The organism is Streptomyces sp. SID5785 (genome assembly GCF_009870065.1).
Classification (GTDB): Bacteria; Actinomycetota; Actinomycetes; order Streptomycetales; family Streptomycetaceae; genus Streptomyces.
Genome location: NZ_WWIA01000065.1, coordinates 1 through 15084, shown reverse-complemented (window position 1 = coordinate 15084; position 15084 = coordinate 1). Strand labels below are relative to the sequence as shown.

9 protein-coding genes are annotated in these 15084 nt (G+C 71.6%); 5 read left to right on the top strand and 4 right to left on the bottom strand.

What is annotated here, in order from left to right:
- Positions 1–143 precede the first annotated feature (143 nt).
- On the bottom strand, positions 144–1982 hold the full coding sequence (locus tag GTW43_RS02065; RefSeq protein WP_161299810.1) for an acyl-CoA dehydrogenase: 1839 nt from the start codon (positions 1980–1982) through the stop codon (positions 144–146).
- A 200-nt stretch (positions 1983–2182) separates the two neighbouring features.
- Here GTW43_RS02065 and GTW43_RS02060 point away from each other — a divergent pair, with 200 nt between their 5' ends.
- From GTW43_RS02060 to GTW43_RS02050, 3 genes are all read left to right on the top strand, one after another.
- Entirely contained in the window at positions 2183–2641 is a 459-nt protein-coding gene (locus GTW43_RS02060; RefSeq protein WP_161299809.1) for an SseB family protein, read from the top strand.
- Between the two features lie 158 nt (positions 2642–2799).
- On the top strand, positions 2800–3765 hold the full coding sequence (locus tag GTW43_RS02055) for a pirin family protein (protein WP_161299808.1): 966 nt from the start codon (positions 2800–2802) through the stop codon (positions 3763–3765).
- Between the two features lie 108 nt (positions 3766–3873).
- The gene (locus GTW43_RS02050; protein WP_161299812.1) at positions 3874–4953 is read left to right on the top strand and encodes an AI-2E family transporter; all 1080 of its coding nucleotides are present in this window, start codon (positions 3874–3876) and stop codon (positions 4951–4953) included.
- 36 nt (positions 4954–4989) lie between these two features.
- Here GTW43_RS02050 and GTW43_RS02045 read toward each other — a convergent pair whose 3' ends face one another.
- The gene (locus GTW43_RS02045; RefSeq protein ID WP_161299807.1) at positions 4990–7119 is read right to left on the bottom strand and encodes a SpoIIE family protein phosphatase; all 2130 of its coding nucleotides are present in this window, start codon (positions 7117–7119) and stop codon (positions 4990–4992) included.
- 136 nt (positions 7120–7255) lie between these two features.
- Here GTW43_RS02045 and aspS point away from each other — a divergent pair, with 136 nt between their 5' ends.
- Positions 7256–9022, top strand: coding sequence for an aspartate--tRNA ligase (aspS, locus tag GTW43_RS02040; protein ID WP_161299806.1), 1767 nt, complete (start codon positions 7256–7258; stop codon positions 9020–9022).
- A 211-nt stretch (positions 9023–9233) separates the two neighbouring features.
- Here aspS and metG read toward each other — a convergent pair whose 3' ends face one another.
- Entirely contained in the window at positions 9234–10961 is a 1728-nt protein-coding gene (metG, locus tag GTW43_RS02035; RefSeq protein WP_161299805.1) for a methionine--tRNA ligase, read from the bottom strand.
- Positions 10962–11099: 138 nt separating this feature from the next.
- Entirely contained in the window at positions 11100–12614 is a 1515-nt protein-coding gene (locus GTW43_RS02030; RefSeq protein WP_161299804.1) for a VWA domain-containing protein, read from the bottom strand.
- 245 nt (positions 12615–12859) lie between these two features.
- On the opposite strand from GTW43_RS02030, the gene GTW43_RS02025 reads away from it, so the two are divergent.
- Entirely contained in the window at positions 12860–14995 is a 2136-nt protein-coding gene (locus GTW43_RS02025) for a PhoX family protein (protein WP_343245868.1), read from the top strand.
- The last annotated feature ends 89 nt before the right edge of the window (positions 14996–15084 follow it).

Below are 15084 nucleotides of genomic sequence, written 5' to 3'. Positions count from 1 at the left end.
CGCGGGGAACTGCGCGAGAAGCCCCACCGGCGGGAGCCGCCCGACCTGCGCCCCCCAGGCAGACAGGTACGCGAAAGACCCGAGGCCCGCCCCCGCTGATCAGCGGCGACGGACCTCGGGCCATCTATCCAGCTCGGCGGAGCCTAGAACGCGGCCTCGTCCAGCTCCATCACGTCCAGGCCCGACTCGCTCGTGCCCTGGGCGAGCTTGCGCGCACCGGTGACGCCCGGCAGGACGTTCGCCGCGAAGAACTTCGCCGCGGCGATCTTGCCCTGGTAGAACGCGACGTCCTTGCCCGCGGCACCGGAGGCCAGCGCCTCGGCGGCGACGGCCGCGCCCTTGAGCAGCAGGTAGCCGACGACCACGTCACCGGAGGCCATGAGCAGCCGGGTCGTGTTCAGGCCGACCTTGTAGATGTTCTTCGGGTCCTGCTCGGTGGCCGCCAGGTCGGTCAGCATGACGCCGACGATGGCCTCCAGCTCGACCGCGGCCTTGGCCAGCGACTCGCGGGCGCCGGTCAGCTCCTCGCCGCCGGTCTCGACCGCGAGGAACTTCTTGATCTCCTCGGCGAGGCCGTTGAGCGCGGCGCCCTGGTTGCGGACGATCTTCCGGAAGAAGAAGTCCTGGCCCTGGATCGCGGTCGTGCCCTCGTACAGGGTGTCGATCTTCGAGTCACGGATGTACTGCTCGATCGGGTACTCCTGGAGGAACCCGGAGCCGCCGAAGGTCTGGAGCGACTGGGCGAGCTGCTCGTAGCCCTTCTCGGAGCCGTAGCCCTTCACGATCGGCAGGAGCAGGTCGTTGAGCGCGTGCTCGGCGGAGGCGTCCTCGCCGGCGGCCTCCTTGACCTGGATGGCGTCCTGCACGGAGGCGGTGTAGAGGACCAGCGAGCGCATGCCCTCGGCGTAGGCCTTCTGCGTGAGCAGCGAGCGGCGTACGTCGGGGTGGTGCGTGACGGTGACCTTGGGCGCGGCCTTGTCCATGAACTGGGCGAGGTCGGGACCCTGGACGCGCTCCTTGGCGTACTCCAGGGCGTTCAGGTAGCCCGTCGACAGCGTCGAGATCGCCTTCGTGCCGACCATCATGCGGGCGAACTCGATGATGCGGAACATCTGGCGGATGCCCTCGTGCTTGTCGCCGATCAGCCAGCCCTTGGCGGGGTGCTTGTCGCCGAAGGTCATCTCGCACGTGTTGGAGGCCTTGAGGCCCATCTTGTGCTCGACGTTCGTCGCGTACACGCCGTTGCGCTCGCCCAGCTCGCCGGTCTCCCAGTCGAACTCGAACTTCGGGACGAGGAAGAGGGAGAGGCCCTTGGTGCCGGGGCCGTGGCCCTCGGGGCGGGCGAGGACGTAGTGGAGGATGTTCTCCGACATGTCGTGCTCGCCGGACGTGATGAAGCGCTTCACGCCCTCGATGTGCCAGGAGCCGTCGTCCTGCTGCACGGCCTTGGTGCGGCCGGCGCCCACGTCCGAACCGGCGTCCGGCTCGGTCAGGACCATCGTCGAGCCCCACTGCTTCTCGACGGCGATCTCGGCGATCTTCTTCTGGGCCTCGTTGCCCTCCTCGAAGAGGATGCCGGCGAAGGCGGGGCCGGAGGAGTACATCCAGACCGCCGGGTTGGCGCCCAGGATCAGCTCGGCGTGGGCCCAGATGAGGGAGCGGGGCGCGGTGGTGCCGCCGATCTCCTCGGGCAGGCCGAGCCGCCAGTACTCGGCGTCCATGAACGCCTGGTAGCTCTTCTTGAAGGAGGCCGGCACCGGAGCGGTGTTCGTCTCCGGGTCGAAGACCGGCGGGTTGCGGTCGGCGTCGGCGAAGGACTCGGCCAGGTCGTTCTCGGAGAGGCGGGCCACCTCTTCCAGGATGCTCCTGGCGGTGTCGACGTCCATCTCACCGAACGGGCCGGTGCCGTACAGCTTGTCGCGGCCGAGCACCTCGAAGAGGTTGAACTCGATGTCGCGGAGATTCGACTTGTAGTGCCCCATGGCGACGGCTCCGTAAAGGCTTGGGAGGTGGATCGTCCGGCGGTGGGCCGCAGGACCTTCCTCGTACGCGTACCAATTAGTAACCACCACAATGCTACCCGCCGGTAATAAGAATCAACCCCCAGCGGGCCAACTGTGACGAACGCGGCTCCGGCCGGAACCGGGGCCCGCCCCGGTGCGGGCTCGGTAGTCTTGCCCCCATGTACGGCTATGACCAGACCCCGGGCGCCGGGCAGCAGTACGCGCCCCCGCAGCAGGGCGGTTACGGGCAGCAGGCCCCGCCGCTGTACCCGGAGCCGTCGCCGCCGTCGCTCGCCGACGCGGTCCGCGCCTTCACGACCGGATCGATGTCCGCCGAGGACTTCCAGCAGATCTTCGCCTCGTCCAAGGTCTACTGCCCGCGCGGCGACAACCCCGGCTTCCTGGCCCTGCACAACACGCAGCAGCCGGTGATCCCCATGTTCTCCACGCTCAAGGAGCTGCGCAGCTACGCGGGCAAGGAGTCCAAGTACTTCGTGATCACCGGCGCCGAGGTCATCGACCTGCTGCCGACGGGCTACGGCTTCGTCCTCGACATGGAGGGTGAGCACCGGATGGTCTTCGACGCGAAGGCCGTCGAGCAGATGGTCGACTTCGCGATGCGCCGGATGTACGGGTAGGCCCTGGCGCCGCCCGCACCCCGCTCTGCCGCTGCGCTGCCGCCGCTCCGCCGCTGACGCCCGGAAGGAATTCCTTCCGGGCGTCTCGCGTTCCAGGTGGCAAGAAGTTCTACGTTCAACTAAACTTGAGGCACGAAGGACGCCAGGAGGTCCCCGAAATGCCCGCTGTGACCGTCGAGAACCCGCTGACCCTGCCCCGTGTGGAGGCCCCGGCCGACGCCGCCGCGCGCCCCGTGCTCGCCGTGACGACCGCTCCCGGCGGCTTCGAGGGGGAGGGCTTCCCGGTGCGCCGTGCGTTCGCCGGGATCAACTACAAGTACCTCGACCCGTTCATCATGATGGACCAGATGGGTGAGGTGGAGTACGCGCCGGGCGAGCCCAAGGGCACGCCGTGGCACCCCCACCGTGGCTTCGAGACCGTCACGTACATCATCGACGGAACGTTCATCCACCAGGACAGCAACGGTGGCGGCGGCACCATCACCAACGGCGACACCCAGTGGATGACGGCGGGCTCCGGCCTGCTGCACATCGAGGCGCCCCCGGAGTCCCTCGTCATGTCCGGCGGCCTGTTCCACGGCCTCCAGCTGTGGGTGAACCTGCCGGCGGCCGACAAGATGAAGGACCCGCGCTACCAGGACATCCGCGGCGGCCAGGTCAAGCTGCTCACCACCGCCGACGGCGGCGCGCTGCTCCGTGTCATCGCCGGTGAGCTCGACGGCCACGACGGCCCGGGCATCACGCACACGCCGATCACGATGGTGCACGCCACCGTCCGCCCCGGCGCCGAGGCCACCCTGCCGTGGCGCGAGGACTACAACGGCCTCGTGTACGTGCTCGCCGGCCGCGGCACCGTCGGCCCGGACCGGCGCCCGGTCCACACCGGTCAGACCGCGGTGTTCGGCGCCGGATCCGCCCTCACCGTGCGGGCCGACGCGTCCCAGGACGCGCACACCCCGGACCTCGAGGTGGTCATCCTCGGCGGTCGGCCCATCCGTGAGCCCATGGCCCACTACGGCCCGTTCGTCATGAACACCAAGGCCGAACTCCAGCAGGCCTTCGACGACTTCCAGGCCGGCCGCCTGGGCGTCGTCCCCACCACCGAGCGCCTGCCCCACACCTGACGGAGACGGCGGCCCCGCGCGAGTGACCCGTCGCCATGACGGTCCGTCACTCGCGCGGCCCCGCCCCGAAGGTGAGGGCCACGGACGGCGTGATCCACTGGGGGCGTGCTGCCCGCCACGGAACTCCTCCCCCGTCCCGCCCGCCGCGTCGCCGCCTGGTGCGCCGTGGCGCTGCTCGTCACCGGGGTCGCCTGGGTCGGGATCCGGCTCTGTGTCGAACTGCGCACGGCCGTCGTGCCGGTGCTGCTCGCGCTGCTCGGCACCGCCCTGCTGCGGCCCGTGTTCCTCGCCCTGCGCAAGGCCCGCGTGCAGCAGTCGCTCGCCGCGGGCCTCACCTGTGCGCTGATCCTCGTCGTGGTCGGCGGCGCCGGGTACATCGTGGTCGCCGCCCTCATCGACACCGGCGACCAGATCGTGGCCTCCGTCAAGCAGGCCGCCCAGGACCTGTCCGACCGCTTCGGCACGGGCGCGCTCGATCTCGACCACCTCGCCGACAACGCCCAGGACCTGCTCAAGAAGTACGGCAGCGACGCCGCGTCCGGGGTGATCAGCGGGCTCAGCGTGGCCGGGGAGATCGCGGCGATGGCCGTGCTGGCGCTGCTGCTCTGTTTCTTCTTCCTGCGGGACGCCCGGCGTTTCCGGATCGCCCTGCGGCAGGCGGCGCCCGGCGCCACGGGAGACACGCTGGAGGCGATCGCCCGGCGGGCCTTCGCGGCGATCTCCGGGTTCATGCGCGGCACCACGGTCATCGCACTCATCGACGCGACCTGCATCGGCATCGGGCTGCTGATCCTTCAGGTGCCGGGTGCGGTCGGGCTCGCGGCGCTCGTCTTCGTCGGCGCGTACATCCCCTACCTCGGGGCGTTCATCTCCGGCGCCGTCGCCATCCTCGTGGCGCTCGCCGACCGCGGCTTCGTGATCGCGCTGTGGGCGCTCGGGGTGGTGCTGGCCGTGCAGGTGCTCGAAGGGCATGTGCTGCAGCCGATGATCCAGTCCCGCACGGTGCAGATGCATCCCGCGGTGGTCCTCGTGGCGATCACGTCGGGTGCCTCGGTCGCGGGCATCCTCGGGATGCTCCTCGCGGTGCCGCTCACCGCCGCCGCCTTCGGCATCGTCAACGAGCTGCGCGAGCGGTACGGCTCGGGGGGCTCGCCCGCTGTTTCACGTGAAACGGCGCCTGAGGCCTGACGGGCCCGGGGCCATGGAATCGCGGGCCCGGGCCCGTCAGGCGTCGTCGGAGTCGCCCTCCAGCGGCTCGTAGAGCTCGAACCAGATGCTCTTGCCCTCGCCGCGCGGGTCGACGCCCCAGCGCTCGGCGAGCAGCTCCATCAGGACCAGTCCGCGGCCGGACGAGGCCAGCTCGCCGGGCCGGCGCTTGTGCGGCAGGTCGTCCGAGCCGTCCGCGACCTCCACCCGCAGCCGCCGCGGGCCGCCCGTGGCGCCGCCGCTGACCTCGGCGACGAGCAGGGCGTCGCCGTCCGTGTGCACCAGGACGTTCGTGAGCATCTCGGAGAGCATCAGCACCGCCGAGTCGACCTGGTCGTCGTCGGACCAGTCGTGCAGCAGCTCGCGCAGCTGCTGGCGGGCCGCCGCGATCCGCTCGGGCTCGGCCTGCGCGACCGTCATCGCGGTGCGGCGCACCGGCACCGGCAGCGCCGCCGCCGTACGGCGCAGCAGGAGCAGCGCGACGTCGTCCTCGCGCCGGTCGGCGAGCGGCCCCGTCGTGTAGTGCGAGGAGGGGCCGAGCACCGTCTCGACGAGGGCGTCGGCCAGCTCCTCCAGCTGCTCGGCCGGGCCGTTCTCCAGCGCCCCGCGGATCCGGTCCCAGCCGGTGTCCAGGTCGTGGCCGCCGGTCTCGATCAGGCCGTCCGTGCAGATCAGCAGGGTCTCGCCGGGCTCGAGCACCATCCGGGAGGTCGGGTAGTCGGCGTCCGGGTCGATGCCGAGGGGCAGGCCGCCCGCCGAGGGCCGCATGAGGACGGTGCCGTCGGCCATGCGGATCGCGGGCTCGGGGTGGCCGGCCCGGGCGACCTCCAGGACGCCGGTCGCCGGGTCCGCCTCGATGTAGAGGCAGGTCGCGAACCGCGGGTCCTCGCCGGAGCCGCGGGCCGAGTCGCCGACCCCGGACAGGAAGCGTGAGGCGCGGGAGAGGACGGCGTCGGCGCGGTGGCCCTCGGAGGCGTAGGCGCGCAGGGCGACCCTGAGCTGCCCCATGAGGCCGGCCGCGCGGACGTCGTGGCCCTGCACGTCGCCGATGACCAGGGCGATGCGGTCGCCGGGCAGCGGGATCATGTCGTACCAGTCGCCGCCGACCTGGAGGCCGCCGCCGGTCGGGACGTAGCGGGCGGCGATGCTCATGCCGGGGATCTCGGGGCCGATCGTCGGCAGCATGGACTTCTGCAGCCCGTCCGTGAGCTCCCGCTCGGACTCGGCGACCCCGGCCCGGGAGAGCGCCTGGGCCAGCATCCGCGCGACCGTCGTGAGGACCGAGCGCTCGTCGGGGGTGAACGACACCGGGTACGCGAATCCGGCCATCCACGCGCCGATCGTGCGGCCCGCGACGACGAGCGGCAGGAACGCCCAGGACTTCCGTTCGAAGCGGGCCGCGAGCGGCCAGGCGGCGGGGTAGCGGCGGCGGTACTCGTCGGGTGAGGACAGGTAGACGGCGCGCCCCGTGCGCACGACCTCGGCCGCCGGATAGTCCGTGGCCAGGTCCATGTCGGTGAACGGGCCCTCGTCCCCGGCCTGCTGGCCGTGGTGCCCGATGACGGTGAGCCGGTCGCCCGCGACGCCGAACACGGCGAGGCCGCTCGGCGAGAAGCCCGGCATCGACAGGCCCGCGGCGACCCGCAGGACCTCCTCCGTGGAGCCGGCCTCGGCGAGCGCACGGCCCGCGTCCAGCAGGAACGCCTCGCGGGAGCGGCGCCAGTCGCCGGTGACGGGGGTGCGGGACGCGGTGCCCGGCGCCTGCTCGGTGACCTCCTGGAGGGTGCCGATCAGTTCGTACGAGCCGGGTTCGTCGCCGTGCACGACGGGGCTGGAGCGGCTGCGCACCGTGCGGATGACGTGGCCCTGCTCGTCCATGATGCGCAGCCGGGCCTCGGCGAGGGTGCCCTCGGCGACGGCGAGGCGCACGACCCCGTCTATCTCGTTCCAGTCGACCGGGTGGAAGCAGGCCCGCGCGCCCGCCTCCGTGAGGGTGACCGCCTTGCCGTCGGGGGAGGGCATTCCGATGAGCCGGGCGGCCTCCACGTCGAAGGTGACGAGGCCCGCCCGGTTGTCCCAGCGCCACAGTCCGGTCGCGAGAGCGGCGAGGACGTCCTCCACCGGGGGGAGGGGCTCACCAGTGCGCATGGCCCCACTCTAAGAAGAGGTGATCGGACGCTGCCACCGAGAGTATTCGCGAAGCGACGCCGAGGGGGCCGGTACCCTTGGCAGATCCGGGTCGTGACCCCGGGAACCCCGAACCGCAAAGGCTGGATGAACGACGATGCATCGGTACAGGTCCCACACCTGCGGCGAGCTCCGCGCCTCTGACGTCGGCAGCGACGTCCGGCTGAGCGGCTGGCTGCACAATCGCCGAGACCTGGGCGGCATCCTCTTCATCGATCTGCGCGACCACTACGGCATCACGCAGCTCGTCGCCCGCCCCGGCACGAAGGCCGCCGAGGTCCTCGACAAGCTGACGAAGGAGACCGTCGTCCGGGTGGACGGCAAGGTCGTCTCCCGCGGCGCGGACAACGTCAACGGTGAGCTGCCCACCGGCGAGATCGAGATCGAGGCCTCCGAGGTCGAGGTGCTCGGTGCCGCCCAGCAGATCCCGTTCACGATCAACGCGGACGACGGTGTGAACGAGGAGCGGCGCCTCGAGTACCGCTTCCTCGACCTGCGCCGCGAGCGCATGCACCGCAACATCATGCTGCGCTCGGCCGTCATCGCGTCGATCCGCTCGAAGATGGTCGCCCTCGGGTTCAACGAGATGGCGACGCCGATCCTCGCCGCGACCTCCCCCGAGGGCGCCCGCGACTTCGTCGTCCCCTCCCGGCTCAACCCCGGAAAGTTCTACGCGCTGCCGCAGGCCCCGCAGCAGTTCAAGCAGCTGCTGATGATCTCCGGCTTCGACCGGTACTTCCAGATCGCGCCGTGCTTCCGCGACGAGGACGCGCGGGCGGACCGCTCGCCGGGCGAGTTCTACCAGCTCGACGTCGAGATGAGCTTCGTGGAGCAGGAAGACGTCTTCCAGCCCATCGAGAAGCTCATGACGGAGCTGTTCACCGAGTTCGGCGGTGGCCGTGAGGTCACGTCGCCGTTCCCGCGCATCCCGTTCCGCGAGTCGATGCTGAAGTACGGCAACGACAAGCCCGACCTGCGCGCCAAGCTGGAGCTCGTCGACATCTCGGACGTCTTCGCGGACTCCGCGTTCAAGGCGTTCGCCGGCAAGCACGTGCGCGCGCTGCCGGTGCCCGACACGGCGTCGCAGTCCCGCAAGTTCTTCGACGGCCTCGGGGACTACGCGGTCGAGCAGGGCGCGAAGGGCCTCGCCTGGATCCGCGTCGGCGAGGACGGCTCGTTCCAGGGCCCGATCGCGAAGTTCCTCACGGAGGAGAACGCGAAGGTCCTCACCGAGCGCCTCGGCCTGGTCGCCGGGCACGCCGTGTTCTTCGGCGCGGGCGAGTTCGACGAGGTCTCCAAGATCATGGGCGCGGTCCGGGTCGAGGCCGCGAAGCGGGCGGGCCACTTCGAGGAGGGCGTGTTCCGCTTCGCGTGGATCGTCGACTTCCCGATGTACGAGAAGGACGAGGAGACGGGCAAGATCGACTTCTCGCACAACCCGTTCTCCATGCCGCAGGGCGGCCTCGAGGCCCTGGAGACCCAGGACCCGCTGGACGTGCTCGGCTGGCAGTACGACATCGTGTGCAACGGCATCGAGCTGTCCTCGGGCGCGATCCGGAACCACGAGCCGGAGATCATGTTCAAGGCGTTCGAGATCGCCGGGTACTCCAAGGAGACCGTGCAGACCGAGTTCGCCGGCATGCTCCGCGCGTTCGAGTTCGGCGCCCCGCCGCACGGTGGCATCGCCCCGGGCGTCGACCGCATCGTGATGCTCCTCGCCGACGAGCCGAACATCCGCGAGACGATCGCCTTCCCGCTCAACGGCAACGCGCAGGACCTCCTCATGGGCGCGCCGACCGAGCTGGACGAGGCGCGGCTGCGCGAGCTGAACATCCAGCTGCGCAAGCCGGTGGAGAAGAAGTAGCGCTCCGCAGCACGTGTGCCGGTGGGCCCGGGGTCGTCACGACCCCGGGCCCACCGGCGTTCCCGGGGCTCGTGCGGGTGAGGCGGGAGGAGCGGCGCGCGTCTGCGCCGAGTCCCGGATCTCCGTGTACCTGCTCATCGACCGGGACACCTGTGAGGGCCCGCAGCCGCGGGGAGCGGTTGCGGGCCCTCAGGGTCGGTGCGGCGCGGCGTTACGCGGTGGGCTCGCCGCCGAAGCGCTCCTTGTAGGACTCCAGGTCCTCGTCCGTGATCTTCGCGAAGAGAACCGGCGGGACGGTGAACGCGGTGCCCGCGGGAACCGTCGTCAGGGCCGTCGCCTCGTCGGCCGTGTACCAGATGCGGGCCTCGTCGCCGGACAGGGCGAACGCGGCGCGCATGGCGGCGGCCGACGCCGGGATGAAGGGCTCGGAGACCACCGAGTAGAGGTGGATGAGGTTCATCGCGGTGCGCAGCGTCAGCGCGGCGCCGTCCTTGTCCGTCTTGATCTCCAGCCAGGGGGCCTTCTCCTCCAGGTAGGAGTTGCCCGCCGACCACAGGGCGCGCAGCGCCGCCGCGGCCTTGCGGAACTGCAGGGCCTCCATCTGCTCCTCGTACTCGGTGAGCAGGCGGGCGATCTCGGCGCCCAGGTTCGCCTCGGCCTCGCCGGGCTCGCCGCCCGCCGGGACCTCCTCGCCGAAGCGCTTCTTCGAGAACGACAGGACGCGATTGACGAAGTTGCCGAGGGTGTCGGCCAGGTCCTTGTTCACCGTCGCGGTGAAGTGCTCCCAGGTGAACGACGAGTCGTCCGACTCCGGGGCGTTCGCGATGAGGAAGTAGCGCCAGTAGTCGGCCGGCAGGATGTCGAGGGCCTGGTCGGTGAAGACGCCGCGCTTCTGCGACGTGGAGAACTTGCCGCCGTAGTACGTCAGCCAGTTGAAGGCCTTCAGCTGGTCGACCTTCTTCCACGGCTCGCGGACGCCCATCTCGGTCGCCGGGAACATCACCGAGTGGAACGGGACGTTGTCCTTCGCCATGAACTCCGTGTACCGGACGTCGGAGGCCCCGGCCGGCTCGTACCACCAGGACTTCCAGTCGCGGTTCGACGGGTCCTGGTCCGCCCACTCCTTCGTCGAGCCGATGTACTCGATCGGGGCGTCGAACCAGACGTAGAAGACCTTGCCGTCGGCCGCCAGCTCCGGCCAGGTGTCGGCCGGGACGGGGACGCCCCAGTCCAGGTCACGGGTGATCGCCCGGTCGTTGAGGCCCTCGGTCAGCCACTTGCGGGCGATGGAGGAGGCGAGGTGCGGCCACTCGTCGGCGACCTCGTCGATCCAGGCCTCGACCTCGCCCTGCAGCTTCGACTGGAGCAGGAAGAGGTGCTTGGTCTCGCGGATCTCGAGCTCGGTCGAGCCGGAGATCGCCGAGCGCGGGTCGATCAGGTCCGTCGGGTCCAGCACGCGCGTGCAGTTCTCGCACTGGTCGCCGCGGGCCTTGTCGTAGCCGCAGTGCGGGCAGGTGCCCTCGACGTAGCGGTCCGGCAGGAAGCGGCCGTCGGCGGGCGAGTACACCTGGCGGATCGCCCGCTCCTCGATGAACCCGTTCTCGTGCAGCTTGCGGGCGAAGTGCTGGGTGATCTCCGCGTTCTGCGGCGAGGACGAGCGGCCGAAGTGGTCGAAGGCGAGCGCGAAGCCGTCGTAGACCGCCTTCTGGGCGTCGTGCGCCTGCGCGCAGAAGTCGGCGACCGGAAGGCCCCGCTCCTTGGCGGCCAGCTCGGCCGGGGTGCCGTGCTCGTCCGTCGCGCAGATGTACAGGACCTCGTGGCCGCGCTGGCGGAGGTAGCGGGCGTACACGTCGGCCGGGAGCATGGACCCCACCATGTTGCCCAGGTGCTTGATCCCGTTGATGTACGGAAGGGCGCTGGTGATGAGGTGTCGAGCCATCGGAGGCTGCTCCCAAGTCGTGACGATGTGTTGCGCGGAGTGAGGGTGTCCGTCCGCTGAATCAAGAAATCGTATCCGACATGGGGCGGCCGCCCGCGCGGTGTTTTACAGCGCGGACGGCCGGGGGTGCGCCCGCGGCTACGGGCGCCAGGTGGCCAGCAGGCCGCGGTAGAGCTCCGCGTCGGTCAGTTCGCGGGGGGTGGCGCCCGCGAGGAAGTGGCCGGCGTTGGGAGCCTTCAGCTTGCGGAGGTAGTCGAAGGCCTTCGCGTCGGGGTCGCCGAAGGCCACGAACTGGAAGTGGATCGGGTGGCTCGCCGCCTTGGCCAGGGCCTCGTTCGCCGGGCGCTGCACGTCCGGGGGGCCGTCCGTCTGGAAGACGACCAGGGCCGGGGCCGTGGGGTCCGCGGACTTCTCGTGGTGCGCGACGACCTCCTCGATCGCGCGGTGGTAGCTGGTGCGGCCCATGCGGCCGGCCGCCGCGTGCCACGCGTCGATCCTGCCCTCGTACGAGGCGTCGAGCGTGAGGTCGCCGGTCGCGTCGATGTCCGTCGAGAAGAAGACCGTGTGGACGGTCGGGGTCTCGCGGGGGTCGAGGTGGGCGGCCAGGGCGAGGGTCTGCTCGGCGAGGGCGTTCGCGGAGCCGTCCTTGTAGTACGGGCGCATCGAGCCGGAGCGGTCGAGGACGAGGTAGACCGTGGCGCGGGTGCCGGTGAGGCCGCGCTTCTTCAGTTCGGCGGCGGCGGCCTTGTAGGCGGGGGCCAGGGAGGGGGTGCGCGTCTTGAGGGTGGCGGCGGGGTGAGCCGGCTTGGCCGGAGAACCCGCCGGGGTGGCCGCGGGCGTGGCCTCCGGCTCGGGGGCCGGGGTCTCGGCGGCGGCCTCGTCCTCGGCGGCCGGGGCCTCGGTGGTGGCCTCCGACGCGACCGGTGCGACCGGCGAGACCGGCTCGGGGGACTCGGCGGTCTCGGCGGTCTCGGCGGCGGGGGTCGGCTCGACGTCCTCGACCGGTGCGACCGGCTCGGCCTCGGGGGTCGGGGCCGGGACCTCGGCCTGAGGTTCTGTGGCGGCGCGCTCGGTCTCGGCGGCGGGTCCGGCTTCGGCGGCGGGCTCCGCGGCGGGCTCCGCGGCGGCGGTCTCGGCGACGGGCTCCGCGACGGGCTCGGTCTCGGCGACCGGGGTTTCAGCGGCCGGGGTCTCGGCGACGGGCTCGTCCTCGGCGACCGGGGTCGCGGCGGGCTCCGCGGCGGCGGGCTTTTCCGCGTGGGGCTCGGCCGCCGGCTCGGTCTCGGGGGCCGGGGTCTCGGCGGCAGTGGTGGCCTCGGCGGGCTTGTCCGCGCGGGGCTCGGCGGCCGGCTCGGGGGCCGGGGCGTCGGAGGGGGGCGTGGGGGACGGGATGGTGACGTTGTCGAAGGCTGCCGAGACCAGGTCGTCCGCCTCGCCCTGTGCCTCGCCCTTCGCCTCGCCGTCCGCCGAGGCCTTCGTGGCGGCCTTCTCCTCGGCCTTCTCCTCGGCCTTCTCCTCGGGCTTCGTCTCGCTCTTCTCGGGGGCCCGGTCCGTGGCCGGGGCCGTCGCCTGGGGCGGGACCGTCGGCGGCTCGGCCTCGTCCTTCTTGCGGGACCGCCCGAACGCGTTCCGCAGCAGATCCAGAATGCCCATGTGCGCAACCTTCCGCATGAGTTGGTCCCAATCGCCCGAACCCCTGGCCAGGGCGGACACGTAAGGTTAGCCGCCGTCCCGTGGCCCCTTCGCCCGGTGCCCGTCCGCGTCCGGGTGGTCCGGGAATCGCCGTGTACCGCGCGCCGCGGGACAGGTTCACGCCGCGTTCATGTGCCGTCCCCCCGTCCGCACCCCCACGCCCCTACCGTCACGGCCGACACGACTTCGCAAAGGGGAGGGAAAGCGTGCGCACAATGCTGCCGCTGGTCTCGGTCGACGGGCGTCACGCCGGGGGGCGTTCGGCGCTGACCTGCCGTTTCCGGTGTGGTGACGCCTGTTTCCACGAGGTGCCCAACACGAGCGGGAACGAGTACGTCGGGGATGTCATCGCCGGTGCGCTGAGCCGCCGTTCGATGCTGCGCTCCGCCGCCGTGGTGACCGTCGCGGCCGCCGCCGGTACGACGGTGCTCGGTGCGGGGGCGCCGGCTGCCGAGGCCGCCGCCGCTCACGGCCATGGACACGGCCACGGTCACGGTCACGGAAACGGGCACGGACACGGCGGCAGCACGAGCGGCCAGGGGGCGCGCGGACTGCGCTTCGCGCCGGTCGCGCCGAACACCGCCGACGCCGTGACGGTCCCGGAGGGGTACGCGCAGAACGTCGTCCTCCGCTGGGGCGAGCCCATCCTGCGCGGCGCCCCCGCCTTCGACGCCGACCACCAGACGGCGCGCGCCCAGGCCGGGCAGTTCGGCTACAACAACGACTTCCTGAGCCTGCTCCCGCTGCGCGGCGAGCACGGCCGCCAGGTGCTCGTCGCCAACCACGAGTACACCGACGAGATCCTGATGTTCCGCGGCTACGACCCGGAGAACCCGACCCGCGAGCAGGTCGAGGTGGCCTGGGCCGCGCACGGCCTGTCCGTCGTCGTGGTGGAGGAGAACCGCCGGGACGCCGGTCTCGGCGCCGTCCCCCGGCACCGGCTGAACCGTCGTCTCACGGCCACCAGCCGCTTCCGGCTCTCCGGACCGGTCGCGGGCAGCCCGCTCGTGCGCACCGCGGCGGACCCGCGTGGCACGACCGTCCTCGGCACGCTCAACAACTGCTCGGGCGGCACGACCCCGTGGGGCACGACGCTGCACGGCGAGGAGAACTTCAACCAGTACTTCGCGCACGCCGAGGACGTCACGGACCCCGTGACCGCCGCGCGCCTGAAGCGGTACGGCGTGGCCGGCGGCGCCTCGGAGCGCAAGTGGGAGCGGTTCGACGACCGCTTCGACCTCACGAAGGAGCCCCACGAGGTCAACCGGTTCGGCTGGGTCGTCGAACTCGACCCGTACGACCCGGAGTCGACGCCCCGCAAGCGCACCGCGCTCGGCCGCTTCAAGCACGAGGCCGCGCAGCCGCGCCTGACGGACGACGGCCGGCCCGTCGTCTACATGGGCGACGACGAGAAGTTCGACTACTTCTACAAGTTCGTCGGCAGCAAGCGCCGGGCGAAGGGCTCCTCGCGGGCGGCGCACGAGCACAACCTGACGCTGCTCGACGAGGGCACCCTCTACGTCGCGAAGCTGACCGGGGACTCCCCCGCGAAGCAGATCGACGGCTCCGGCGCGCTGCCCGCCGACGGGGAGTTCGACGGCTCCGGCCGGTGGATCCCGCTGGCCACCGCGTACGCGGGCGGCCGGGCCGTCTCGCACGTCGAGGGCATGACGGCGGAGGAGGTCTACCTCTTCACGCGGTTCGCCGGTGACAAGGTCGGCGCGACGAAGATGGACCGGCCCGAGGACATCGAGCCGTCGCCGCACAGCGGCAAGGTCTACGTGGCGCTCACCAACAACTCCGACCGCGGCAAGGACGGCAAGGCGGGCGCGGACGAGGCCAACCCGCGCAACCTGAACAAGCACGGGCAGATCCTCGAGCTCACCGAGCACCGCAACCGCGCGGAGGCGACGTCCTTCGGCTGGTCGCTGTTCCTCGTCGCGGGCGACCCGGAGGACCCGTCGACGTACTTCGCCGGGTTCCCGAAGGAGAAGGTCAGCCCGATCTCGTGCCCGGACAACGTCGCGTTCGACCCGCACGGCAATCTGTGGATCTCGACGGACGGCAACGCGCTCGGCTCGCACGACGGCCTGTTCGGCGTCGCGACGCGCGGTGAGCGGCGCGGGGAGCTGAAGCAGTTCCTGACGATGCCGAACGGCGCGGAGACCTGCGGCCCGCTGGTGCAGGACCGCCGGGTGCTCGTCGCCGTGCAGCATCCGGGCGAGGTCGACGGGGCGTCGGTCGAGCAGCCGGCGAGCGCGTGGCCGGACGGGCCGGGCCGGATCGTGCGGCCCTCGGTCGTGTCGGTGTGGCGCCGCGACGGCCGCGACATCGGCGTCTGACCCGTCCGGGAGGACGGCGGTCCGGTCCGTCCGCGACGACGACCGCGGCGGCCCGCACGGATCGGTTCCGTGCGGGCCGCCGTCGGGTC